At 35.8% G+C, this 26,085-nt stretch carries 19 protein-coding genes and 4 tRNA genes; 20 read left to right on the top strand and 3 right to left on the bottom strand.

Annotated features, from left to right (window positions below):
* Nucleotides 1-2 precede the first annotated feature (2 nt).
* The 15 genes from hpf (at nt 3) to LNQ81_RS03150 (ending at nt 13,611) form a co-directional block, all read left to right on the top strand.
* A complete protein-coding gene (hpf, locus tag LNQ81_RS03220) occupies nt 3-302 on the top strand; it encodes a ribosome hibernation-promoting factor, HPF/YfiA family (RefSeq protein WP_229944737.1) in 300 nt (99 codons plus the stop codon).
* A gap of 93 nt (nt 303-395) precedes the next feature.
* Nucleotides 396-469, top strand: a tRNA-Thr gene (locus LNQ81_RS03215).
* 30 nt (nt 470-499) lie between these two features.
* Nucleotides 500-580, top strand: a tRNA-Tyr gene (locus LNQ81_RS03210).
* Between the two features lie 19 nt (nt 581-599).
* Nucleotides 600-671 (top strand) — tRNA-Thr (locus LNQ81_RS03205).
* A 58-nt stretch (nt 672-729) separates the two neighbouring features.
* Nucleotides 730-1,917 (top strand): elongation factor Tu, encoded by a 1,188-nt coding sequence (tuf, locus tag LNQ81_RS03200; protein ID WP_229944736.1) that lies wholly within the window; start codon nt 730-732, stop codon nt 1,915-1,917.
* Nucleotides 1,918-1,976: 59 nt separating this feature from the next.
* A tRNA-Trp gene (locus LNQ81_RS03195) sits at nt 1,977-2,047 on the top strand.
* A gap of 16 nt (nt 2,048-2,063) precedes the next feature.
* Complete coding sequence (gene secE, locus LNQ81_RS03190; protein WP_229944735.1) at nt 2,064-2,261, top strand: preprotein translocase subunit SecE; 198 nt, start codon at nt 2,064-2,066, stop codon at nt 2,259-2,261.
* Between the two features lie 18 nt (nt 2,262-2,279).
* A complete protein-coding gene (gene nusG / locus LNQ81_RS03185) occupies nt 2,280-2,831 on the top strand; it encodes a transcription termination/antitermination protein NusG (protein ID WP_121964124.1) in 552 nt (183 codons plus the stop codon).
* 56 nt (nt 2,832-2,887) lie between these two features.
* Nucleotides 2,888-3,325 carry a 50S ribosomal protein L11 gene (gene rplK / locus LNQ81_RS03180; RefSeq protein WP_038987515.1) on the top strand — a complete coding sequence of 146 codons (438 nt, stop codon included), beginning with the start codon at nt 2,888-2,890 and terminating at the stop codon, nt 3,323-3,325.
* A gap of 18 nt (nt 3,326-3,343) precedes the next feature.
* Nucleotides 3,344-4,033, top strand: coding sequence for a 50S ribosomal protein L1 (gene rplA / locus LNQ81_RS03175; protein WP_121964122.1), 690 nt, complete (start codon nt 3,344-3,346; stop codon nt 4,031-4,033).
* 23 nt (nt 4,034-4,056) lie between these two features.
* Complete coding sequence (gene rplJ / locus LNQ81_RS03170; protein WP_229944734.1) at nt 4,057-4,545, top strand: 50S ribosomal protein L10; 489 nt, start codon at nt 4,057-4,059, stop codon at nt 4,543-4,545.
* 83 nt (nt 4,546-4,628) lie between these two features.
* A complete protein-coding gene (gene rplL / locus LNQ81_RS03165) occupies nt 4,629-4,994 on the top strand; it encodes a 50S ribosomal protein L7/L12 (RefSeq protein ID WP_229944732.1) in 366 nt (121 codons plus the stop codon).
* Nucleotides 4,995-5,120: 126 nt separating this feature from the next.
* Nucleotides 5,121-8,933 (top strand): DNA-directed RNA polymerase subunit beta, encoded by a 3,813-nt coding sequence (rpoB, locus tag LNQ81_RS03160; RefSeq protein ID WP_229944730.1) that lies wholly within the window; start codon nt 5,121-5,123, stop codon nt 8,931-8,933.
* Between the two features lie 69 nt (nt 8,934-9,002).
* The gene (rpoC, locus tag LNQ81_RS03155) at nt 9,003-13,298 is read left to right on the top strand and encodes a DNA-directed RNA polymerase subunit beta' (RefSeq protein WP_229944729.1); all 4,296 of its coding nucleotides are present in this window, start codon (nt 9,003-9,005) and stop codon (nt 13,296-13,298) included.
* 4 nt (nt 13,299-13,302) lie between these two features.
* Entirely contained in the window at nt 13,303-13,611 is a 309-nt protein-coding gene (locus tag LNQ81_RS03150; protein ID WP_229944727.1) for a DUF3467 domain-containing protein, read from the top strand.
* A gap of 134 nt (nt 13,612-13,745) precedes the next feature.
* Here LNQ81_RS03150 and LNQ81_RS03145 read toward each other — a convergent pair whose 3' ends face one another.
* Together LNQ81_RS03145 and LNQ81_RS03140 are read right to left on the bottom strand one after the other, a co-directional pair.
* Nucleotides 13,746-14,114 (bottom strand): hypothetical protein, encoded by a 369-nt coding sequence (locus tag LNQ81_RS03145; RefSeq protein ID WP_229944725.1) that lies wholly within the window; start codon nt 14,112-14,114, stop codon nt 13,746-13,748.
* Entirely contained in the window at nt 14,111-14,704 is a 594-nt protein-coding gene (locus LNQ81_RS03140; RefSeq protein ID WP_229944724.1) for a superoxide dismutase, read from the bottom strand. The genes LNQ81_RS03145 and LNQ81_RS03140 overlap by 4 nt, the downstream gene beginning before the upstream one ends.
* Before the next feature lie 211 nt (nt 14,705-14,915).
* Between LNQ81_RS03140 and LNQ81_RS03135 the strand changes: the two genes are divergently transcribed.
* Nucleotides 14,916-18,164, top strand: a complete 3,249-nt coding sequence (locus LNQ81_RS03135; protein ID WP_229944723.1) for a SusC/RagA family TonB-linked outer membrane protein — start codon at nt 14,916-14,918, stop codon at nt 18,162-18,164.
* A gap of 17 nt (nt 18,165-18,181) precedes the next feature.
* On the top strand, nt 18,182-19,633 hold the full coding sequence (locus LNQ81_RS03130; RefSeq protein ID WP_229944722.1) for a SusD/RagB family nutrient-binding outer membrane lipoprotein: 1,452 nt from the start codon (nt 18,182-18,184) through the stop codon (nt 19,631-19,633).
* 401 nt (nt 19,634-20,034) lie between these two features.
* Here LNQ81_RS03130 and LNQ81_RS03125 read toward each other — a convergent pair whose 3' ends face one another.
* Nucleotides 20,035-21,162 carry a DUF6266 family protein gene (locus LNQ81_RS03125; RefSeq protein WP_229944721.1) on the bottom strand — a complete coding sequence of 376 codons (1,128 nt, stop codon included), beginning with the start codon at nt 21,160-21,162 and terminating at the stop codon, nt 20,035-20,037.
* A 1,228-nt stretch (nt 21,163-22,390) separates the two neighbouring features.
* On the opposite strand from LNQ81_RS03125, the gene pdhA reads away from it, so the two are divergent.
* The 3 genes from pdhA to LNQ81_RS03110 all read left to right on the top strand — a co-directional run bounded on the left by pdhA (nt 22,391) and on the right by LNQ81_RS03110 (nt 26,084).
* The gene (pdhA, locus tag LNQ81_RS03120; protein WP_229944720.1) at nt 22,391-23,389 is read left to right on the top strand and encodes a pyruvate dehydrogenase (acetyl-transferring) E1 component subunit alpha; all 999 of its coding nucleotides are present in this window, start codon (nt 22,391-22,393) and stop codon (nt 23,387-23,389) included.
* Between the two features lie 12 nt (nt 23,390-23,401).
* Entirely contained in the window at nt 23,402-25,003 is a 1,602-nt protein-coding gene (locus tag LNQ81_RS03115) for a pyruvate dehydrogenase complex dihydrolipoamide acetyltransferase (protein ID WP_229944719.1), read from the top strand.
* A 148-nt stretch (nt 25,004-25,151) separates the two neighbouring features.
* On the top strand, nt 25,152-26,084 hold the full coding sequence (locus LNQ81_RS03110; protein ID WP_229944718.1) for a M20/M25/M40 family metallo-hydrolase: 933 nt from the start codon (nt 25,152-25,154) through the stop codon (nt 26,082-26,084).
* The last annotated feature ends 1 nt before the right edge of the window (nt 26,085 follow it).

Raw genomic sequence — 26,085 nt, 5'->3', positions numbered from 1 at the left:
TTATGAAAGTGAACATTCAAGCAATTAATTTTAATGTTGATCGTAAGTTGGTAGATTTTTCAAATGAACGTTTGTCTAAGATTGAAAAGTTTTATGATAAAATAGTTTCAGTTGATGTATTCTTTAAATTAGAAAACAGTGCGGACAAAGAAAATAAAACAACTGAGATAAAATTATTGGTTCCCGGAGATGAAATGATTGTTAAGAAAACCTGCAAAAGTTTTGAAGAAGGGGTTGATGCTGGAGCAGATGCTTTGGAGAGATTAGTTGTGAAACACAAAGAGAAAATGAAAGCTCATTAATTTAAAAAAATAAGTAAATTGTTTTTTTTAATCAATAAAATATATACATTTGCAGTCCGTTAGAAATAGCGGACTTTTTCTATTGAGTCATTTGCCGGTGTAGCTCAGTTGGCTAGAGCAGCTGATTTGTAATCAGCAGGTCGTGGGTTCGAGTCCCTCCATCGGCTCAAAGAAAAATAAGACAGACAATAGATTGAGGGGAGATACTCAAGCGGCCAACGAGGACGGACTGTAAATCCGTTGGGTAACCTTCGCAGGTTCGAATCCTGCTCTCCCCACAGAGAATAAGAGACATCTGCCGGTGTAGCTCAGGGGTAGAGTGCTTCCTTGGTAAGGAAGAGGTCACGGGTTCAAATCCCGTCATTGGCTCAGGTTTTTTTATTATATTTGAACACTAATTATATAACTAAGATTAAATTATTAAATCATGGCAAAGGAAACTTTTGACCGTTCGAAACCGCACTTAAACATCGGTACTATCGGACACGTTGACCACGGTAAAACTACAACTACTGCTGCTATTACTAAAGTATTAGCTGATGCAGGATTCTCAGAAGCTCGTTCATTTGATTCAATTGATAATGCTCCAGAAGAGAAAGAACGTGGTATTACAATTAATACTTCACACGTAGAGTACCAAACAAAAAATCGTCACTATGCACACGTTGACTGTCCAGGTCACGCGGATTATGTGAAAAACATGGTTACTGGTGCTGCTCAAATGGATGGTGCTATCTTAGTAGTTGCTGCTACTGATGGACCAATGCCACAAACACGTGAGCACATCCTTTTAGGACGCCAAGTAGGTATTCCAAGAATCGTTGTGTTCTTAAACAAAGTTGACTTAGTTGATGATGCTGAGTTATTAGAGCTAGTTGAAATGGAAGTTAGAGATTTATTATCTTTCTACCAATATGACGGTGATAATGGACCAGTAGTTCAAGGTTCTGCTTTAGGAGCATTAAACGGAGAGCAAAAATGGGTTGATGCATTATTACATTTAATGGATGAAGTTGATGCTTGGATCGAAGAGCCAGTGCGTGACAATGAGAAACCATTCTTAATGCCAGTTGAAGATGTATTTACAATTACAGGACGTGGAACTGTTGCTACAGGACGTATCGAAACTGGAGTTGCTAATACAGGAGATCCAGTAGAGATCATCGGTATGGGAGCTGACAAATTAACTTCTACTGTAACAGGAGTTGAGATGTTCCGTAAAATCTTAGACCGTGGAGAAGCTGGAGATAACGTAGGTTTATTATTGAGAGGTATTGACAAAACTGATATCCGTCGTGGTATGGTTATTTGTAAACCAGGTTCAGTAAAACCACACGCTAAATTCAAAGCTGAGGTTTATATCTTGAAAAAAGAAGAAGGTGGACGTCACACTCCATTCCATAACAACTACCGTCCACAGTTCTACGTACGTACAACTGACGTAACTGGAACTATCCAATTACCAGAAGGAGTAGAGATGGTTATGCCTGGAGATAACTTAACTATCAATGTTGAGTTATTAAGCCCAATCGCATTATCATTAGGACTACGTTTTGCTATCCGTGAAGGAGGTAGAACAGTTGGTGCTGGTCAGGTAACTGAAATTTTAGACTAATTATTTAGGATAAATAAACATTAAAGTCAGTGGTTAAGGCCACTGACTTTTATTAACAAACGGGTGTAGTTCAAGGGTAGAATAGCGGTCTCCAAAACCGTTGATGGGGGTTCGAATCCCTCCACCCGTGCAAAAACAATATTAACATGGCAAAGGTTTTTAATTACATATCAGATGCTTTCACAGAGTTAAAAAGTAATGTTACTTGGTCTCCGTGGTCAGAAGTTCAGCGATACACTATAATAGTTGCTATTTTTGCAATTTTGTTTTCTTTAGCAACGTGGGGTGTAGACACTGCGTTCGGAAGAGCATTAGGGGTATTTTATAATTGGGCGACTGCTTAGAGAAATAAAGAATAAATTATGGCTGATACAAGTGTCAAAAAATGGTATGTGGTTCGTGCGGTAAGTGGACAGGAGAATAAGGTTAAGAATTATATCGAAACTGAGATAGCTCGCTTAGGTTTATCAGATTACTTATCACAAGTATTAGTACCTACTGAAAAAGTAGTTACTGTAAAAGATGGGAAGAAGAAAACTACAGAACGTGTTTACTTTCCGGGTTATGTTATGATTGAAGCTAACTTAACAGGAGAAGTTCCTCATGCTATTAAATCGATAACAGGTGTTATTGGTTTCTTAGGAGGTGAAAGAGGTGGAGATCCACTTCCTTTACGTGAGTCTGAAGTAAACAGAATGTTAGGTAGAGTTGATGAACTAGCTGTTAAAGTTGAGGCAGGATTAATTCCTTATGAAGTTGGAGAGTCAGTGAAAGTTATCGATGGACCATTCAATGGATTCGATGGTACAATCGAAAACATTAATGAAGAAAAACGTAAACTAGAAGTAATGGTTAAGATTTTTGGAAGAAAAACACCGTTAGAGTTAAGTTTTACACAAGTAGAAAAATTATAATGTTACAATAATCACATCTTTGCTTCCAATAGAGATGTGCCAAATTTTTTTAAGAAATGGCAAAAGAAATTAGTAAAGTAGTTAAACTACAAGTTAAGGGAGGTGCAGCGAATCCTTCGCCACCGGTTGGACCTGCTTTGGGGGCTGCTGGAGTTAACATCATGGAGTTCTGTAAGCAATTTAATGCTAGAACACAAGATAAACCCGGTAAAATTTTACCAGTACAAATTACTGTGTACAAAGACAAATCATTTGACTTTGTTGTTAAAACGCCACCTGCTGCTGTTCAATTATTAGAGGCTGCAAAAGTGAAATCTGGATCTGGTGAGCCTAATAGAAAAAAAGTAGCTAGCGTAACTTGGGAACAAGTTCGTGCTATCGCAGAAGACAAAATGCCTGATTTAAATGCATTTACTGTTGAAGCAGCTATGAGTATGATTGCAGGTACTGCAAGATCTATGGGAATTTCTGTAACTGGAACTGCTCCTTTTTAATTGTAAAAGAAAGAAGAAATGGCAAAATTAACAAAAAAGCAAAAAGAAGCTGCAGCTAAAATCGAGAAGAATAGATTGTATTCTTTGAAAGATGCATCTGCATTGATTAAAGAAGTTGCTTCTGCAAAATTTGACGAATCAGTAGATATCGCAGTACGTTTAGGAGTTGATCCACGTAAAGCAAATCAAATGGTGCGTGGTGTAGTTACATTACCTCACGGAACAGGTAAAGATGTAAGAGTGTTGGCATTGGTTACTCCAGATAAAGAAGCTGAGGCTTTAGCTGCTGGTGCTGACTATGTTGGATTAGACGAGTACTTACAAAAGATCAAAGACGGTTGGACAGATGTAGATGTTATCATCACTATGCCTGCTGTTATGGGTAAATTAGGTCCTTTAGGTCGTATATTAGGACCAAGAGGTTTAATGCCAAACCCTAAAACAGGAACTGTTACTATGGACGTAGCGAAAGCTGTTCAAGAAGTGAAAGCTGGTAAAATCGATTTTAAAGTTGATAAAACTGGTATTGTTCACGCATCAATCGGTAAAGTTTCTTTCGAAGCTGATAAAATTACTGAGAATGCAGCTGAATTAATCCAAACATTAATCAAATTAAAACCAACTGCAGCTAAAGGTACGTATATCAAGTCTATTAATATATCTAGTACTATGAGCCCTGCTATTGCTTTAGATCCTAAAGCAGTATAATTGGTAAATTAATAATTATTCGTATGACTAGAGAACAGAAAGCAGTAGCGATAGAAGATTTAAAAGCTAAGTTAGCTGACGCTAATATCTTCTATATCGCAGATATATCAGGATTGAATGCTGAAGTTACTTCAAATTTAAGAAGAGCTTGTAACAAAGCTGGAATTAAAATTGAAGTAGTTAAAAATACATTGCTTGCAAAAGCGATGGAAGCTTCAGATAAAAATTACGAAGAGTTACCTTCTACTTTAAAAGGAAATAGTGCTGTTTTATTTGCAGAAGTTGCAAATGGACCTGCTAAAATCATCAAAGACTTCAGAAAGAAATCAGCGATTCCAGCTTTGAAAGGAGCTTATATCAATGAGGAAGTTTATGTTGGAGATGAGAATTTAGATGCATTAGTTGCTCTTAAATCTAAAGAAGAAGTTATTGGAGAAATCATTGGATTACTTCAATCACCAGCTCAAAGAGTTATTTCAGCTCTTAAAAACCAATTTAAAGACGAAGAATAGTCACCGACTAAACTTAGTTTTTAAAGTTCATTAGAACGCACATTAATAAATTATATTTTTACAAATCATTAAAAGATAGAAAAATGGCAGATTTGAAACAATTCGCAGAACAATTAGTTAGCTTAACTGTAAAAGAAGTTAACGAATTAGCAACTATATTAAAAGATGAGTATGGAATCGAACCAGCTGCTGCTGCTGTAGTAGTTGCAGGTGGAGCTGCTGAGGCTGCTGAAGAGCAAACTGAGTTTACAGTTGTATTAAAAGAAGCTGGAGCTTCTAAATTAGCTGTAGTTAAAGCTGTTAAAGAATTAACAGGTTTAGGATTAAAAGAAGCTAAAGATATCGTAGATTCTACACCAGCTAACATCAAAGAAGGAGTTTCTAAAGATGAGGCTGAAGGTCTTAAAAAATCATTAGAAGAAGCTGGAGCTGTAGTAGAGCTTAAATAGTTTTTTTCTAAAAAATATTTTAGGTTTAGGTCTTGGGAGCTTCCCAAAGGCCTAAACCATTTTGCGTATAAAGAGATTTATAAGTAAAATACAATTCAAATTCTAATCAAAATTTTTTGTCCATTGATGATCACAAATCAGACTGAAAGACTAAATTTTGCCTCTACAAAGAATATTCCTGCCTATCCAGACTTTTTGGATATTCAGGTTAAGTCTTTTAAAGATTTCTTTCAATTAGAAACGAAATCAGAAGAGAGAGGTAAGGAAGGTTTATACAATACCTTCATGGAGAACTTCCCGATTACTGATACAAGAAACCAGTTCGTCTTGGAGTTCCTTGATTACTTTGTTGATCCTCCTCGTTATTCGATCGAAGAATGTATTGATAGAGGGCTGACATATAGCGTTCCGCTTAAAGCGCGTTTGAAATTGTACTGTACTGATCCTGAACATGAAGATTTTGAAACTATCGTTCAAGATGTTTATTTAGGAACAATTCCGTATATGGCGCCAAGTGGTACATTCGTAATCAATGGGGCTGAGCGTGTAGTAGTTTCGCAACTACACCGTTCACCAGGTGTTTTCTTTGGACAGTCATTCCATGCAAATGGAACTAAGTTATATTCGGCGAGAGTAATTCCTTTTAAGGGATCATGGATTGAGTTTGCTACCGATATTAATAGCGTAATGTATGCTTATATCGATAGAAAGAAAAAGTTACCTGTTACAACATTATTCCGTGCTATAGGATTCGAAAGAGACAAGGATATCCTAGAGATTTTCGACCTAGCAGAGGAAGTTAAAGTATCGAAAACAGGACTAAAAAAATATAACGGAAGACGTCTTGCTGCACGTGTGTTAAACACTTGGCATGAGGATTTCGTAGATGAGGATACTGGAGAAGTTGTTTCAATTGAGAGAAATGAGATTATCTTAGACCGTGATACAGTCCTAGATAAAGATAATATCGAAGAAATCATTGAGGCTAACGTTAAGACTATCCTTTTACATAAAGAAGATAATAATCAGGCAGATTATGCCATCATACATAATACGTTACAGAAGGACCCTACTAACTCTGAAAAAGAGGCAGTAGAGCACATCTACCGTCAGTTGCGTAATGCAGAACCGCCAGATGAGGAAACTGCACGTGGTATTATAGATAAATTGTTCTTCTCTGATCAACGTTACAATCTAGGTGAAGTTGGTCGTTATAGAATGAACAAGAAACTTAATCTTGATACTCCAATTGACAAACAAGTTTTAACAAAAGAAGATATTATCACTATTGTTAAATACTTAATTGAATTAATTAACTCTAAAGCAGAGATTGATGATATTGACCACTTATCTAACCGTCGTGTAAGAACAGTAGGAGAACAATTATCAGCTCAGTTTGGTGTTGGTTTAGCTCGTATGGCTAGAACAATTCGCGAGCGTATGAACGTACGTGACAACGAGGTGTTCACACCGATCGACTTGATTAACGCTAAGACTTTATCGTCAGTAATTAATTCATTCTTTGGTACGAATCAGTTATCTCAGTTTATGGATCAAACGAATCCATTAGCAGAGATTACACACAAACGTCGTTTGTCTGCACTAGGACCTGGAGGTTTATCTAGAGAGAGAGCAGGTTTCGAGGTGCGTGACGTTCACTATACTCACTACGGACGTTTATGTCCTATTGAGACACCAGAGGGACCAAACATTGGTTTGATTTCATCTTTAGCAGTTTATGCTAAAGTAAATAATATGGGATTCATTGAGACACCTTACCGTCCAGTAGTTGATGGTCAAGTTGATATCGTGAATGCACCAGTTTATTTAAGTGCTGAAGAAGAAGAAGGAATGTTAATCGCGCAAGCGAACATTGCTGTTGATGAAAAAGGATTCATCACTGAACAAAAAATAGTTGTAAAAGAAGAAGGGGATTTCCCAGTAGTTGAACCGAAAGATATTCACTTTACTGACGTTGCTCCTAACCAGATTGCATCTATTTCAGCTTCTTTGATTCCTTTCTTAGAGCATGATGATGCCAACCGTGCATTGATGGGATCTAACATGATGCGTCAAGCGGTTCCATTATTACGTCCTGAATCTCCTATCGTAGGTACAGGATTAGAAAGACAAGTTGCTTCTGATTCACGTGTTTTAATTAACGCAGAAGGTGAAGGAACAGTTGAGTATGTTGATGCTCAGAAGATCATCATTAAGTATGATCGTACTGATGAAGAGCGTTTGATTAGCTTTGATCCAGATGAGAAATCATACAACTTGATTAAGTTTAGAAAAACTAACCAAAGTACAAGTATCAACTTGAAACCTATCGTTCGTAGAGGAGATAGAGTAACAAAAGGACAAGTACTTTGTGAAGGATATGCTACTCAACAAGGAGAGTTAGCTCTTGGACGTAATATGAAAGTGGCATTTATGCCATGGAAAGGTTACAACTTCGAGGATGCTATTGTTATTTGTGAAAGAGTGGTACGTGAAGATATCTTTACATCTATCCATATTGATGACTATACTTTAGAAGTAAGAGATACTAAATTAGGTAACGAAGAGTTAACTAATGATATCCCTAACGTATCTGAAGAGGCAACAAAAGATTTAGATGAGAACGGTATGATCCGCATTGGTGCTGAAGTTAAGCCTGGTGATATTCTTATTGGTAAGATCACTCCAAAAGGAGAGTCAGATCCTACTCCAGAAGAGAAATTACTACGTGCTATCTTTGGTGATAAAGCAGGAGACGTTAAAGATGCTTCATTAAAAGCTTCACCATCTTTAAGAGGTGTTGTATTAGATAAGAAATTGTTCGCAAGAGCAGTAAAAGATAAACGTAAACGTTCAAAAGATAAAGACGAATTGGCTTTATTAGAAACGCGATTCGAAGTTAAGTACAACGAATTGAAAGAGCGTTTAGTTGAGAAATTATTCTTTATCGTGAATGGTAAAACATCTCAAGGTGTATTGAATGATTTAGGAGAAGAGATTTTACCAAAAGGTAAGAAATTTACTCAAAAAATGTTATTTGCTGTAGAAGATTTCGCACATTTAACTAAAGGACAGTGGACAACGGATGAGGATACAAATGGTATGATTACTGATTTGATCCACAACTATAAAATCAAATTAAACGATCTTCAAGGGGTTCTAAGAAGAGAGAAATTTATGATTACTGTAGGGGATGAGTTGCCTTCTGGAATTTTGAAATTAGCGAAGGTTTATATTGCTAAAAAACGTAAATTACGTGTAGGAGATAAGATGGCTGGACGTCACGGTAATAAAGGTATTGTAGCTCGTATCGTTAGAGACGAAGATATGCCTTTCTTAGAGGATGGAACACCAGTAGATATCGTATTGAACCCATTAGGGGTACCTTCTCGTATGAACATTGGACAGATTTATGAAACAGTATTAGGATGGGCAGGTCAAAAACTTGGAAGAAAGTATGCGACTCCTATCTTTGATGGTGCTGAATTGGATCAGATCAATGCGCTTACAGATGAGGCGGGTATACCGCGTTTTGGACACACTTACTTATATGATGGAGGTACAGGAGAAAGATTCCACCAACGTGCAACTGTTGGAGTTATCTATATGCTGAAACTTGGTCACATGGTAGATGATAAGATGCACGCACGTTCTATAGGACCATACTCATTAATCACGCAACAGCCATTAGGAGGTAAAGCTCAGTTTGGTGGTCAACGTTTCGGAGAGATGGAGGTTTGGGCATTAGAAGCTTATGGTGCGTCTAGTACATTACGTGAGATCTTGACGGTAAAATCAGATGACGTTATAGGTAGAGCTAAAACTTACGAAGCAATCGTTAAAGGAGAAACTATGCCAGAACCAGGATTACCTGAATCATTCAATGTATTAATGCATGAATTGAAAGGTCTTGGACTAGACATCAGATTAGAAGAATAAACTAAGGTTATGGAGTAAGCTGGTAAAACAGCTTACTCTTTATCATACACTTTAACAAGTAAGTTTACCATGAATAAAAATAAAGAGAAAAGTACCGTAAAAAGGTTTAATAAAATCTCAATCGGTTTAGCTTCACCTGAGTCTATTCTTGCAGAAAGTAGAGGGGAAGTTTTAAAACCAGAAACAATCAACTATCGTACTCATAAACCAGAACGTGATGGTCTTTTCTGTGAGCGTATCTTCGGACCTGTAAAAGATTACGAATGTGCTTGTGGTAAGTATAAGAGAATCCGTTACAAAGGTATCGTTTGCGACCGTTGTGGAGTTGAAGTTACTGAGAAGAAAGTACGTAGAGATAGAGTAGGTCACATCAATTTAGTTGTGCCAATTGCTCATATCTGGTATTTCCGTTCTTTACCTAACAAAATAGGTTATATCCTAGGACTTCCTTCTAAGAAGTTAGATATGATCATATACTATGAACGTTATGTAGTAATCCAAGCTGGTATTGCTAAGAACGTTGATGGTGAATCAATCAATAGATTAGATTTCTTAACAGAAGAAGAGTACTTGAATATCTGTGATACTCTTCCAATAGAAAACCAATACTTAGATGATACAGATCCGAACAAATTCATCGCTAAGATGGGTGCGGAGTGTATTATGGATTTGTTAGCTACAACTGATTTAGATCAATTGTCGTATACTTTACGTCATGCAGCTAATAACGAAACATCTAAACAAAGAAAAACTGAAGCGTTAAAACGTCTTCAAGTAGTTGAGTCTTTCCGTGATTCTAATTTGAATCGTGAGAATAGACCTGAGTGGATGATCTTGAAAGTAATTCCAGTTATTCCACCAGAATTACGTCCATTAGTGCCACTAGATGGAGGTCGTTTTGCTACATCTGATTTAAATGACTTATACCGTCGTGTAATCATCAGAAATAACCGTTTAAAACGTTTAATGGAGATTAAAGCTCCTGAAGTAATCTTGCGTAATGAGAAACGTATGCTTCAAGAAGCTGTAGATTCACTATTTGACAACACTAGAAAATCTTCTGCTGTTAAGACTGAATCTAACCGACCATTAAAATCACTTTCTGATTCATTAAAAGGTAAACAAGGTCGTTTCCGTCAAAACTTACTTGGTAAACGTGTTGATTATTCAGCTCGTTCGGTAATTGTTGTTGGACCAGAATTAAAATTATTCGAATGTGGATTGCCAAAAGATATGGCAGCTGAGCTTTACAAACCGTTCGTTATACGTAAGTTAATAGAAAGAGGTATTGTTAAGACAGTTAAGTCTGCTAAGAAAATTATAGATAAAAAAGAACCAGTTGTTTGGGATATTTTAGAAAACGTAATTAAAGGACACCCAGTTTTATTAAACCGTGCTCCTACGTTGCACAGATTGGGTATTCAAGCGTTCCAACCTAAGTTAATCGAAGGTAAAGCGATTCAATTACACCCATTAGTGTGTACGGCATTTAACGCCGATTTCGATGGTGACCAGATGGCAGTTCACTTACCTCTTGGACCAGAGGCAATCTTGGAGTCTCAACTATTAATGTTGGCTTCTCACAACATCTTGAACCCTGCTAATGGTGCACCAATTACTGTACCATCTCAGGATATGGTTCTTGGATTATATTACATGACTAAGTCACGTAAATCTACTCCAGAAGAAATCATTAAAGGTGAAGGATTGACTTTCTATTCTGTAGAGGAAGTACATATTGCACTTAATGAAGGTAAGTTAGATCTTAATGCTAATGTAAGAGTTAGAGCTAAAGATTATAATGCTGAAGGTGAATTAGTATATCAAATTATTGAAACTTCTGCTGGTAGAATTTTATTTAATGAAGTTGTACCTGAGGTAGCTGGATATATAAATGAGGTATTAACTAAGAAATCGTTAAGAGATATTATTGGTCGTATTTTAAGTATTACTGATGTACCTACTACAGCTGCTTTCTTAGATGATATCAAAAGCATGGGATATGGTTACGCATTCCGCGGAGGATTATCTTTCAGTTTAGGTGATATTATGATTCCTGAGCGTAAACAAGAGTTGATTGATGATGCTAACCAACAAGTAGATCATATTACTATGAACTATAACATGGGGCTTATCACAAATAACGAACGTTATAATCAGGTAATTGATGTTTGGACATCTACTAATGCTATGTTAACTGAGTTAGCGATGAAGAATATCCGCGAGGATAAGCAAGGGTTTAACTCAGTATATATGATGCTTGATTCTGGAGCCCGTGGTTCTAAAGAACAGATTCGTCAGTTAACAGGTATGCGTGGTTTGATGGCTAAGCCTAAAAAATCAACTGCTGGTGGTGGTGAGATTATTGAAAATCCAATTCTTTCTAACTTTAAGGAAGGTCTTTCGATTTTAGAGTATTTCATTTCTACTCACGGTGCTCGTAAAGGTCTTGCCGATACAGCATTAAAGACAGCAGATGCTGGTTATTTAACACGTCGTCTTCACGATGTGGCACAAGATGTAATTGTTAATTCAGTTGATTGTGGTACATTAAGAGGTATTGATGTTAAACCACTTAAAAAGAATGAGGAGGTTATCGAGTCATTAGGAGAAAGAGTTTTAGGACGTGTTGCTCTTAATGATGTAGTAAACCCATTAAACTCTGAGGTTTTAGTTGGTGCAGGTGAAGAAGTTACTGAGGCAATTGCTAAAGCGATTAATGCTTCTCCAATAGAATCTATTGAGGTGCGTTCTCCATTGACTTGTGAGGCTAAAGTTGGTATCTGTGCTAAATGTTATGGACGTAACTTAGCAACTGCTAGAATGGTTCAAAAAGGTGAAGCTGTTGGTGTTATTGCTGCTCAGTCAATTGGGGAGCCTGGTACACAGTTAACATTAAGAACATTCCACGTTGGAGGTACTGCTGGTAACATTTCTGAAACATCTAGTGTTAATGCTAAGTTTAGTGGTCGTTTAGAAATAGAAGACTTAAAAACTGTAAAAGGTGAAGACAATGAAGGTAATGCTATTGATATTGTAATTTCTCGTTCTACAGAGGCAAAATTGTATGATTCAAATACTGGGATTTTATTAACAACTAATAATATTCCTTATGGTTCAACAATTTTTGTTAATGATACTGATGTTGTAGAAGAAGGAAAAACATTGTTCAAATGGGATCCATATAATGGTGTAATTGTTTCTGAGTTTACTGGTAAAGTTGCTTATGAAGATATCGAGCAAGGACAAACGTTCATGGTTGAGATTGATGAGCAAACAGGATTCCAAGAAAAAGTTATTACTGAATCAAGAAATAAAAAGTTAATTCCTACTTTATTAATTTATGGTAAAGACGGTGAATTAATTCGTTCATACAACTTACCAGTAGGCTCTCACTTAATGGTTAATGATGGAGATAAAATTAAAGCTGGTAAAGTTTTAGTTAAGATTCCTCGTCATACATCTAAAGCAGGGGATATTACAGGAGGTCTTCCTAGAATTACGGAGTTATTAGAAGCTCGTAATCCTTCGAACCCAGCTGTAGTTTCTGAAATTGATGGTGTTGTTTCGTTTGGTAAGATTAAAAGAGGTAACAGAGAGATTGTAGTAGAATCTAAAACAGGTGATGTTAGAAAATACTTAGTTAAGTTGTCTAACCAAATCTTAGTTCAAGAAAATGACTACGTGAAAGCTGGTTTACCACTTTCTGATGGAGCTATTACTCCAGATGATATTTTAAGAATCCAAGGACCATCTGCAGTTCAACAGTATTTGGTTAATGAGATTCAAGAAGTATATCGTCTTCAAGGGGTTAAGATTAGTGATAAGCACTTTGAAGTAGTTATCCGTCAAATGATGCGTAAAGTTAGAATCCAAGACCCAGGTGATACATTATTCTTAGAAGATCAATTAGCTCATGCAGCTGACTTTATTTATGAGAATGATAGATTATATGGTATGAAGGTTGTAGTTGAGGCTGGTGAATCTGATAATTTGAAAGAAGGACAGATTGTTACTATGCGTGAATTACGTGATGAGAATTCATTACTTAAACGTGAGGACAAAAACTTAGTAGTTAGTCGTGATGTTATGCCAGCTACTGGTACTCCAATGTTACAAGGTATTACTCGTGCGTCATTACAAACTAAATCATTTATTTCTGCAGCATCGTTCCAGGAAACTACGAAAGTGTTGAATGAAGCAGCTGTGGCAGGTAAAGTAGATGGTTTAAATGGATTAAAAGAAAACGTTATTGTAGGTCATAGAATCCCTGCTGGTACTGGTATGAGAGAGTATGAAGATATTCTTGTTAGTACAGTTGAGGATGAAGGATTTTCAAATAAAGAAAATGATTTAAACTTCTAATATTATGGAGAAAGAGCAAGATCAATTTAGTTTAGAGTTAGATGAAACTATAGCTGAAGGAGTGTATTGTAATTTAGCGATTATCAATCATTCTAATACTGAATTTGTGGTTGATTTTGTTACCATAATGCCAGGAATGCCGAAAGGTAAGGTAAAGTCTAGAATTGTCTTAACGCCACAACATGCGAAGAGATTAATGAATGCTTTGCACGAAAATGTACAACGCTATGAAAGTAGTAATGGACCTATAGTTGATATGGAAGCTTCTAGTGAATTATCGTCTATTAAATTTGGTACTAAAGGTGAAGCCTAAATCAAACAATATCGTTGAGTAATCAACACAAAAAGGTCTACATTATGTAGACCTTTTTTGTTTAAAAAGAGTTTTTTATTCTTATCATTTTAGAATTATGGCTTTACTAATTAATGGAATAAACTCTTTTAGTTTTAAATATTATCAAGCTTAAGTTTGAAGTTAGCTAGTGTAATCGACATTTCATGATCTTTGTTTATAAGCTCTTTTACATTGTCAATATAGGCGTTAAGCTTAAAGACTAATTTTTTATACTTGTCAGTTTCTTGTTCTTTTCTATATAAGGTAATTAACTTAATGGATATATCTATGTATTGTAGATAGAGTATGGGACCTGTTTTTAGATAAGCTTTGTAAGAAGTACATAATACTTCTAATCGACTTATGGCCTCGATATAGTAGTTAATGGCTAAATCGTTATTCCCTTTTTGCTGCTGCTCGTTAGCAAGTTCTTGCTTTAGTTGACAGCTTTTCTCTATATGCATAATACATTCTATACTCATTTCACTAAATTTTGATTGACAAATTCCCAGTTGATTGCATTCCAAAATAATTGGATAAAGCTCGGTCTTGCATTTCTATGATCTATATAGTACGCATGTTCCCATACATCTATAGTTAGTAATGGTGTATTGCCATGTACTAGTGGTGTGTCAGCATCTTTTAGACTCATAAGCTCCAACTTACTTTCTGGTGTTAATACTAACCAGACCCATCCACTTCCAAATAATTTAGTCGCTTTGTCAATGAATTGCGTTTTTAGGTCTTCTAGTGATCCGAAGTGTTTTCCTATCATGTCTAATAGTTCTTCACTAGGCTGAGTACCTTGGATTGACGTGATGGATTTCCAGAAAAAAGAATGATTATAATGTTGAGCAGCATTGTTAAATATAGCTACTTCTCCTTCTGCTTGAGTACCTGTGATAATGTTCTCTAAACATTCATCTTCCCATTTTGTGTTTGTTATTAAATGGTTAAGATTGTTTACATACGTTTGATGATGTTTTCCATAGTGATAGTCGAATCCCTCAGTAGATATAAAAGAATTGAAAGAACTTTTATCATATGGCAAATCAGGAAGTTTGAATTTCATTACTTATAGTTTTATTTTTATTAGACGTGGCTAAATTAATAATTTAGATTAGACTAAAAAATAATTTAGTTATTTTTTTGTTTACAATTATATAACAATGATTAACTGTTTGGTAATCGTTAAACATTGTGTCTACTAATGGCATTTCATTCTTTTGTGACTGTATTAAGTGAGGTATTTAGTACAACCAACAACAACACAATTTTAAGTAATGAAAAAAGTTAGACGTAATTGTCATCAAATTTGTTTGATTATAGGAAGTGTTTTATTGCTACAATCAAATTCATTATTCGCTTCTAATGTTTCAACTGATGCATTAGATAGTATGACTACTAAATCTTCTTCAGAGCAAAGTAGTGGCTCGATTGTAAAGGGAAAAGTAATTGACAACCTTGGATTGACTTTACCTGGTGCAGTGGTTCAGCTGTCTGGATCTAAGCATATCACATCGACTGATCTAGATGGTAACTTTACACTATCTGTGCCTGATACTTTCTTAAAAGGAGAAATCATCATTTCTTTTATGGGTTTTGAAGAGAAGAAAATGATTGTTACTAAAGGAGACTTTGTGAATGTGACTTTAGTAGAGTCTAGTAGTATGCTTAACGAAGTTGTAGTAACTGCTTTAGGTATTAAAAGAGAAGAGAAACAATTGGGATTTTCTCAACAGACTTTAAACAGTGAACAATTAGACAATACTCGTTCTAATACGTGGTCAGATGCATTAAAAGGAAAAGTGGCTGGAATGACTATGACCTCTGCTAGTTCTGGACCAATGAATTCGACACAAATTAAACTACGTGGAGATCGATCATTAAATGCTGATGCTAATGGGGCATTAGTGGTGGTAGATGGTGTGATCGTCAATAGTACTTTGTGGAGCAGTGGAGCAGGTGATTCTTATATAGGTACTGATGCTCCTGTAGATTATGGTAATGGTATAGCTGATATAAATCCTGATGACATAGAGAGTATCTCTGTGCTTAAAGGGCCTGGTGCAGCAGCATTATATGGTTCTAGAGCGAGTAATGGAGTATTAATGATAACTACTAAATCTGGAAAAAAAGACAAAGGATTAGGTATTTCATTTAATTCTAATGTTAGTTTTGATGTGATTCAGAGATGGCCAAAATACCAATATGAATATGGTCAAGGTAGTGGAAATAGCTTTGACAAGGATGGTAACCCATATTATTCTTTTGGTTTATCAGATGATGGTGCAAATACCGGAAGTACGAGTAGTGCATTCGGACCTAAGTTCGAAGGACAATATTATTATCAGTACGATCCTACAACAGAAACTCAAGGTACGGAAAGAACCTTGTGGAGACCGTATGAAAATAATATAAAGGACTTTTGGCGTACAGGTATAACTACCACTAATACTTTAGGTTTATCAGGAGGAAGTGATAAAGGTGATATTAGAACTACGATAACGCACTCTAAGAATGAGTGGATTATGCCTAACACAGGGTTTGATAGAACTACGCTGTCTACTAAGGCTAAGTATAATATCTCAGATGCAGTTACTTTAAACGCTAATGTTAGTTATACAAACAGAAAGAGTGATAACCTACCAGGTACAGGATATGGTAACCATACGATAGGATATTTTATGATCTTTCAGAATCCTAATGTTGACTTAGAATGGTATAGACCTATCTGGAAAAAAGATTATAACCAGACTCAACAGATTCATCCGTTTAGCTCATATATAGAGAATCCTTATCTAATCGCTTATGAGACGACTAATCCAGTAAATACAAACACTATAACAGGAAGCCTATCGACTGATATTACTCTTGCACCTAAATTAAAATTAATGTTACGTGCTGCGCTGAACTCTCGTAATGATAAACGCGAACAACGTAGACCTTATAGCACAACTAAGTTCGGTAAAGGTTACTTTAGAACACAGCAGATTAACTTCCAAGAGATCAACACGGATGTCTTATTAACCTATACAGATAATGACTCAGATATATTTACATATAGTGGATCTATAGGAGGGAATATGCTTGATTCTAAATATCACAGTGTGACATCTTATGTAGATGGACTAGTTACGCCTGGTGTATATATGTTATCGAACGGGATTAATAATCCTATCACAGAAGTTCTAGATGATGACTATAAAGTGAATTCTATCTATGGAATGGCTTCAGTTGGGTATAAAAATATGGTGTTCTTAGATGGAACTATTCGAAATGACTGGTCGAGTACATTACCTCAGATGAATTGGTCATTTTTATACTCTTCATTAAATGCAAGTTTTGTATTAAATGATATCTTTAGAATGCCAGCCAGTATTGATTATTCTAAATTAAGAGTGTCTATAGCAAAAGTAGGTAATGGTACTAAACCATATCAAACGTTGAAGTATTACTCTAATAGTGCATTCGCGAGTTCTGCTACGTCTGCTACGACTTTACATAATGGAGAACTAAAACCAGAAGGAACTAATTCGTTTGAGATCGGGTATGAGCACAAAATGTTTGGTAATAGATTAGGTCTTGATGTGACGGTCTATGAAACTAATACAAAAAATCAAATTATTACCGTACCATTAAATTATGTAACAGGATACAATAAGGCTGTAATTAATGGAGGAGATGTCCGCAATAGAGGTATTGAACTAATGTTAAGTGGTACACCTATTAAGACCAAAAATTTCTCTTGGAACACTTCAGTGAACTGGGCTAAGAACAAGAATAAAATCTTAAGCCTTGCAGAAGAGTTCGAAGGAGGAGATCAACAAGTATTAGCTACATCTGGTACAGCATCTATTATAGCTAAAGTAGGAGGTACTACAGGAGATTTATACGGATATAAATTTGTGAGAGATGATCAAGGGCAAATCGTATATACAGATAAAGGACTTCCAGAACAATCTAAAGAAATAGAATATATCGGTAGTGCTTATGCAGACTGGACGATGGGATGGACCAATACATTTAAATATAAAGGATTTAAGTTCAGTTTTACGATAGATGGACAGTATGGCGGTAATGTGTATTCACAGTCTCATCATAAGATGAGTGAACAGGGTAAACTAGAACATACCTTATACGGTAGAGAACAAGGTTATATCATAGGAGATGGAGTAGTGAGAAATGGAGATGGAACATTCTCTCCTAATACGACTAAGGTAGATCCTGCAAGTTACTATAAAGAATACTATAGAAGAGCTAATCTAGAGTCTAATACATTCGATGCTTCGTATATCAAATTGAGAGAAGTAAGCTTCGAATATAATTTCTCTAAGCAGATACTAAATAAACTACGTCTGAAGAAACTAAGTGTATCTGTATATGGACGTAACCTAGCGATGTTATCAAACTTCCCGTTGTTTGATCCAGAGACAGCAGCCTTAAATGGAGGTTCTATGATGCCAGGAGTAGAGATGGGACAGATGCCATCAGCAGCTACTTACGGCTTTAGTATTAAACTAGATATCTAATATTAAGAAAACGACAGATGAAAATCAAAAATATATTTTTAGGATTATCAGCAACAGTATTGTTGACAGTGAGTTGTACTTCTGATTTTGAAGAGAAGAATATTGATCCTAACCGTTTACAACAGATTAGTCCAGCTACGTTATTAAATCCTATCATCTATGAGATGGCTAGTCATAATATGTACCGCAGTTGGTCTCATAACAATCATTTAATGCAAGATATCGTAGTTTATCATAGTGATGTACCAGGTATGCAACGTTATGATTTAAGTGATGATGTAGGAGCGTCATCGTGGAATGCCTACTACAGATGGTTAAAGAATGCTAGAGATATGGAGTATGAAGCTGTGAAAGTAGCAGATCCTAACTATGAAGCGATGGCTCTAACTCTAAAAGCGTGGATTACCTCTAACTTAACAGATTTGTTTGGTGATGTACCTTATTTTGACGCTTCTAAGGGAGAAGAGAAAATCCTCTACCCAGAATTTGATTCACAAGAGAAGATCTACGACAGCCTTTTAGCTGACTTAGAAAGAGCGAATAGCCTATATGATCTAAATAGAAAGCTATTATATAACCCTGATATTTTATACATAGACTCAAAGACATATTGGGCTGATTGGCAAAAGTTTGCGAATAGCTTGCATTTGCGTTTATTGCTGAGAATATCAAATAAAGAAAATAAGAATGCATATCAACGTATGCTGACGATACTTAGCGATCCAGATAAGTATCCTATTATTAATGATGTGAAGTCACAGGCTAACTTAAAGATAACAGGTGTGACGCCTAATATATCTCCATGGAGTCGTATTCAAGATTTTACATTAAGTCGTAAGATGGCTTCTTTCTTTATTGATAACTTAAATGATTTTAAAGATCCGAGACTTCCTTTATATGCAACAGAAGCCTACAGAGTAGAAGGAAAGAAGAAAATATATATAGGGTATAAGGGAATACCTAGTGCTTATGATGGTTCGGATTCACAGTTTGATTATGAAGCATCTACATTGAATAATGTTATGGCAGCTAATCCTACAGAAGCACCTATACTGACGTATGCTGAAGTATTATTTATAAAGGCAGAGTTAGCTCAGAAAGGGTATTTGTCAGATGCAAAAGGCTATTATGAGCAGGCGGTGAAAGAGGCTATTACATCTAAGGGATTAGAGATGCCAGCTAATTATTTTGCTTTAGAAAGTACTAGGTATAACGGTACATTAGAGCGTATTATGCTACAGAAATATTATGCATTGTATATGAACGATTATCAGCAGTGGTTCGAATATAAGCGTACAGGATATCCTAAACTACCCAAGACAGAGTCAATGCTAAACGATGGGAATATGCCTAATAGATTTCCATATCCGATCAATATACGTACTCAGAATAAAGGTAACTATGATAAAAAAGTAGCAGAGATGGGAGGAGATAATATTAATTATAAGATGTGGTGGCAAAGCAAATAATAGGTTATTATTAATATTTAATACGAGTTTTTAAAGCTGTCAATTATTTCAGCACTGAATACTAAAGGAGTAAAAATAGTAGTGTACCTGATTTAAATCAGATAGAATTGATAGTTCATTTGTATTTGTTTTACCCCTCTGTAGTTTTTTATTCTATTTGAGAAGTGAAAGGCTATTTACGAGGAGTTTAGTGAATTATATAGTTTATAATGTTTGAAAGGAGTTTGCGTAAGTGAGCTCCTTTTTTTATGTTATTAGTTAGAGATTAGCTCCTTATTTTTGAGTTTAGGCAATTAGTGTATCCTCCCTTACATTGAGAAAGAGAGTCTTGCTGAGAAATATTAAGAGAGTTGACAGTATTAAAACAACCCAAAACTAATCTAGATTATAACTATACTAACTCATTCTCTCTTTTCCTCCATAATGTTTAAAACCTTTAGTATTGATTGCTCTTCTTCTATCACTCCTTCATTAGATTGATCAGTATGTACCTTGGATTTCGTGTTTTTAGACTGTTTGATAATGTCTTTATTCACTTTGCGTATATAGCCAGGTGGAGTCCACCTCTTCAATTCCCCTTCTTTGAAGGGGTGCCTGAAAGGCGGGGTAGTTTCCCTTTCTTTATTATTCTGGTTTAAAGGTGGGGTAGTTTCCCCTTCTATAGGAGTATTCACTTCTTCTAGATACTTTTTTAAGGCTATTACTCGTGCTTGTTCGATAGGGATAACTTCCGTTACTTCTTGATTCTCGTTTTCTTGTTCTGTGTTAGATACCATGTATTGCATCTCTACTTGATGTGTATTGTGTGGTTTAGTTTTTTCTGTTTCTTGATCCCCGTTTCCTGCTTTCAGTTTCCCGTTTTCAGCGTTTTGATCCCCGTTCTCTAACTCTATGATTCCATGAAAGCAGCTTCTACTGTTGACACTACCATCAGCCGCTTTCCACATACTCCAGAAATAAACAGTACTCTCATCCCAATTAGTAGGTATACTGAAGTGAGCGTACTTATCTATGCGATTTCCTACATTAGAGATAGCTATGAACTGGTCTAATGTCTCGTTATACAGCATCATCGTCAGTTGATCAGTATTAAGCGTTAGGGCGTTAATCAACCCATTTTCCCATTGCACTTTAAACTTGCCTGTTTTTAGTCGATTGATCTTCTTGATTACAGCAGGAGCAAGGTTTCCGATAGATAATAAAGCTTCTTCTACTTTGATATGTTGTTCTCCATTGCTTAAGCCAATGCCTTGAGTCATTAACCTAGAGATCATCTGTTCCTTACCTGCTATCCATTTTTTACCCTTCAGCACAGACGGGCAATTCGCATTGACGAATTCCCTAAACTTACTAGCAAATGTAGAGACTAAGCTCATTTTATCCCATTGAAGCAATTGCTTCATTGTTGGGTTTTTGCTTGATTTGTGTGGTTTAGCATGGATGTAATTTATTCCTCTCCACATTACTCCAAGTACAGTTCCTACTTTGCCATTTACTGGACCTAGTATACTCTGTTTGATTTCTGCCATAACTTATGTTTTTTTGTGTTTTAGTTTTTTTGTGTTTTAGGATTAATTCACTGCTATCTAATGTATGGTATTGTGTATGAGATGGTTGTTTTCTGTATTTGTAATATAAAAAAATCAGCATACCTAGTACATAAGTAGTAAGCGAAATTCATAGGCTGTTCAGCCCTTAGTGACACTGTCTTGATGGCTGAATTCGAACTTATTAAGAGTGGTAAAAGGCTGAAATAATTTGTTATTTCGTCGTATTTCCTCTTATACTGTTGATAATTGTATCTAAAACGAAAGAAGCATAGGAGGAGAATAACAGTAGATTGAAAGCTGAATTCTTGGAGAAAGAATCTATATCCCCTGTTATTCTCCTATAATTGTCCTAGGATAGGGTAAGAAGACGCTTATATACTGGGGTAATAGGGTGTTAGATGTATTTCAATAAATCAGTTTTTTATTGTAATATATTGATTATTAGTTTATTGTAGTTTTGGTTCTAAAATAAAAACTGAAGTTATTTTTTAGATCTGAACCTGCTAAAGAGCCTAGAGGGGTATTTGAAGATAAAAACAAGGGAATAAATACTTCTAAAAAGGATTTTTTAGAAGTGGAAGGGAGTGGAAAAGTAAAATAATAGGTTAAAATATTAAAGAAGAGTTTAGTATTGAGTGTTATAGGGGTGGATTGTAGATTGTATTAGCTTGATGAATTAAGAATGTTTATTCTTCAGAGATAGTAGAATTTATTAGCTAAATAAAGAATAGTTCTACTACTTTATTGACTGTAATACTACAAGAGCCTAAGTAATAAGGTGAGATTTGGGGAATGAATTTATGTAAATGTGATTTGGAGTATAATTCTCTTAGTATTAATAACGCAAGTGGTTAGAGAGAAGAGTTAACCTAGAATTCAGACAATTATTGTCCGTGTAAGTGATGTTTTTAAGGTGTATGACTTTTTAAATGAGCAAGATAATAATGATCGTTTAAATGTTATAGTACTTTTAAAAAGCAATATTTGGTTATTTAGGTTTAGAAAGTAAAAATTAGATGTTTAATTAAAGTGTCTAATTATAAGGTATTGTTAAATTAATTATCTAAATACTTATCAAATCTAAAATACTTCAAATAAATTTTTCAGTCTAACGTAGATATATTATTTTTGCTTCTCCACAATTAGTGTGGTTAAATGAGAAAGTCTGTATTTTAAACGGAAGACCGTTTATGAAAAGTAAAGTCATATGAGAGAAATTACAAAAGAAGTTTATCTAAAGTGGTATGAAGACATGCTATTTTGGAGAAAGTTTGAAGATAAGCTTGCTGCTTTATATATTCAACAAAAGGTGAGAGGATTCTTGCATTTATATAATGGGCAGGAAGCAGTATTGGCTGGAGCTTTACATGCAATGGACATGTCTAAAGACAAGATGATTACAGCATATAGAAATCACGTTCAGCCTATCGGATTAGGAGTAGATCCTAAGCGTATTATGGCTGAGTTATTAGGAAAAGCTACGGGTACATCTCAAGGTTTAGGTGGATCTATGCACATTTTTTCTAAAGAGCACCGTTTCTATGGAGGTCACGGTATCGTAGGTGGACAGATTCCTGTAGGAGCTGGATTAGCATTTGCTGATAAGTTTTTTGATAGACAGGCTGTGACTATGTGTTACTTCGGTGACGGAGCAGCTCGTCAAGGATCTCTTCACGAGACATTCAATATGGCGATGAACTGGAAACTACCAGTAGTATTTATCGTTGAGAACAATGGATATGCTATGGGTACTTCAGTAGAGCGTACAGCTAACCATACTGATATCTGGAAATTAGGATTAGGATACGAAATGCCTAGTGGACCTGTAGATGGTATGAACCCTATTAAAGTAGCTGAGGCTATGTACGAGGCTATCGAAAGAGCTCGTCGTGGAGATGGACCTACTTTCTTAGAGATGAAAACATATAGATATAGAGGTCACTCTATGTCAGATGCTCAACACTACCGTACTAAAGAGGAAGTAGAAGAGTACAAAAAAATAGATCCTATTACGCAAGTATTAGACGTAATTAGAGAAAAAGGATATGCTACAGAGGCAGAGATCGAAGCAATGGATCAAAGAGTAAAAGATCACGTAGCTGAGTGTGAGAAATTCGCTGAAGAATCTCCATTCCCTGATCAAAACGTAATGTACGATGTAGTATACGAACAAGAGAACTATCCTTTTATACCTCACAGATTATAATAATAAGAGAACATGGCAGAAGTAATTACAATGCCTCGCTTAAGCGACACTATGACAGAAGGTGTGGTTGCAGCTTGGTTAAAAAAAGTTGGAGATAAGATTTCAGAAGGAGATATCCTTGCAGAGATCGAAACAGACAAAGCAACAATGGAGTTTGAGTCATTTAACTCAGGTACATTGTTATATATTGGATTACAAGAAGGTGAATCTGCTCCTGTAGATTCGTTACTTGCTATTATAGGTACTGAAGGTGAAGATATCTCTGCATTAATCAGTGGTGGTGCTAGCACTGCTCCTGTAGCTGAGGCTCCTGCTGCACAAGTAGAAGTTAAAGCTGATGCTCCTGCTCCTAAAGCGGCTGCTATGCCTGCTGGAGTTAAGATCATTACTATGCCTCGTCTAAGTGATACGATGACTGATGGTACAGTTGCTACTTGGATTAAAAAAGTAGGTGATAAAGTACAAGAGGGTGATATCCTTGCAGAAATAGAAACTGATAAAGCAACTATGGAGTTCGAAGCTTTCGAAGCTGGAACTTTATTATATGTAGGTATTAATGAAGGGGAATCTGCTCCAGTGGATAGCGTATTAGCTATCTTAGGACCAGAAGGAACTGATGTATCTGCTATCGTAGCTGGTGGTTTTGCTGTTGAGGCTTCTGTAGAAGAGGCTCCTAAAGCTGCGACTCCTGCTGCAACTGTAAGTGTGGAGGCTACTGCTTCAACTAATGGGAGAGTATTCATTTCTCCGTTGGCTAAGAAGATTGCTGAAGATAAAGGAATAAACATTACTGACGTTAAAGGTTCAGGTGAGAATGGGCGTATCGTTAAACGCGATATCGAAAACTTCACACCAGCTGCTAAGACAGCATCTCCTGTAGCTGCTGCTACGGCTGCTGCACCTGCAGTTAAGGCTTTTGTACCTGCTGGTGAAGTAAGTGTAGAGGAAGTGAAAAATTCACAAATGCGTAAAACTATTGCTCGTCGTTTAGCTGAGTCTAAGTTTACTGCTCCTCACTATTACTTAACTATCGAGTTAGACATGGATAATGCTATCGAGTCTCGTAAGATTATTAATAATCTACCTGATACTAAAGTGTCATTTAATGATATGGTAGTGAAAGCATGTGCTATGGCACTTCGCAAACACCCACAAGTGAATACGCAATGGACTGATAATGCGACTATCTATAACAATCATATCAATATAGGTGTGGCTGTAGCTGTAGAAGATGGATTAGTAGTACCAGTATTGCCATTCACAGATCAGATGTCTCTTACTAACATCGGTGGTAAAGTAAAAGAATTAGCTGTTAAAGCTAAAACTAAAAAACTTACTCCTGCTGAAATGGAAGGAAGTACATTTACTGTATCTAACTTAGGTATGTTCGGTATCCAATCATTTACTTCTATTATCAACCAACCTAACTCTGCTATTCTATCAGTAGGTGCTATTATAGAAAAACCAGTAGTTAAGAACGGTCAGGTTGTAGTTGGAAACACGATGGTAGTAACTTTAGCATGTGACCACAGAACAGTGGACGGTGCTACAGGTGCTCAATTCTTACAAACATTTAAAGATTATGTAGAGAACCCAGTTACTATGTTGGCGTAATCTATTTATAATATAATACTGAGCCCTCATTCATAATGAATGAGGGCTTTTTTATTGTTGATAATTTATACTTTCTCTTAGATATCCTTGAGCATTTATTTTTCATTAGTTAATATCCTTTTTGTATTTTTGATAAAAATATTTACAAATGAGATTTTTAGGTTTATTGGCGACAGTGTTGCTAGTGGGATGTGCTTCTACTAAGGCTCCGATTGTTGCTAAAGTTAATGCTGAACAAAAGAATATTAAAGAGACGTTATACTATTTAGCTTCTGATGAATTATTAGGTAGAGATACTGGTAGTGAGGGAGGTAAATTAGCAGCTAGTTATTTGGCTAAACATTTAGAAGAGTATAAAATAAAATCGTATTATACGAGTTATAATGATACATTAAAGAATGTAAAAGAGGCTTGGAATGTAGTTGGGGTTATTCCTGGTACAGATGCTGTCTTAAGGAATGAGGTAGTCGTATTAGGTGCACATTATGATCATATAGGAATAGAGAAGCCGGTAGCCGGTGATTCTATTGCTAATGGTGCTAATGATAATGCAGCAGGTAGTGCTATCTTATTAGAGTTGGCTCGTAACTTAAAGCTGCAAAATAATAAGCGTACTATCATTATCGCGTTTTTCACAGGAGAGGAGAAAGGATTATGGGGGTCAAAGCATTTGGCAGAACGTCTAAAGGCTGAAAATGTGAATGTAGTATCTATGCTAAATTTCGAAATGCTAGGATTGGCGATGAAGAGGGATTACACTACTTATTTGACAGGATATGATCTATCTACTATGGCAACTAAGCTAAATGAATTAGCAGGTAAGTCAATCGTGGGTAAACTAGAGAAGGCAGAGGAGTTTCAGTTGTTTAAAAGATCTGATAACTATCCATTCTATCAAATGTTTAAAGTACCATGTCAAACGTTCAGTTCTTTTGATTTTGAAAATTATGAATATTATCACCATGTAAAAGATGAAGCTCATTTAATGGACTTAAACTTTATGACTTCTTTTACACAAGATATAATACCAGTTGTAGCTAAACTTGTTAATTTAGCTCCGGGAGAAATTAGAATGTATTAAA

This window comes from Myroides oncorhynchi (assembly GCF_020905415.1).
Lineage (GTDB): Bacteria > Bacteroidota > Bacteroidia > Flavobacteriales > Flavobacteriaceae > Flavobacterium > Flavobacterium oncorhynchi_A.
This window is presented reverse-complemented; position numbering and strand designations above follow the sequence as displayed.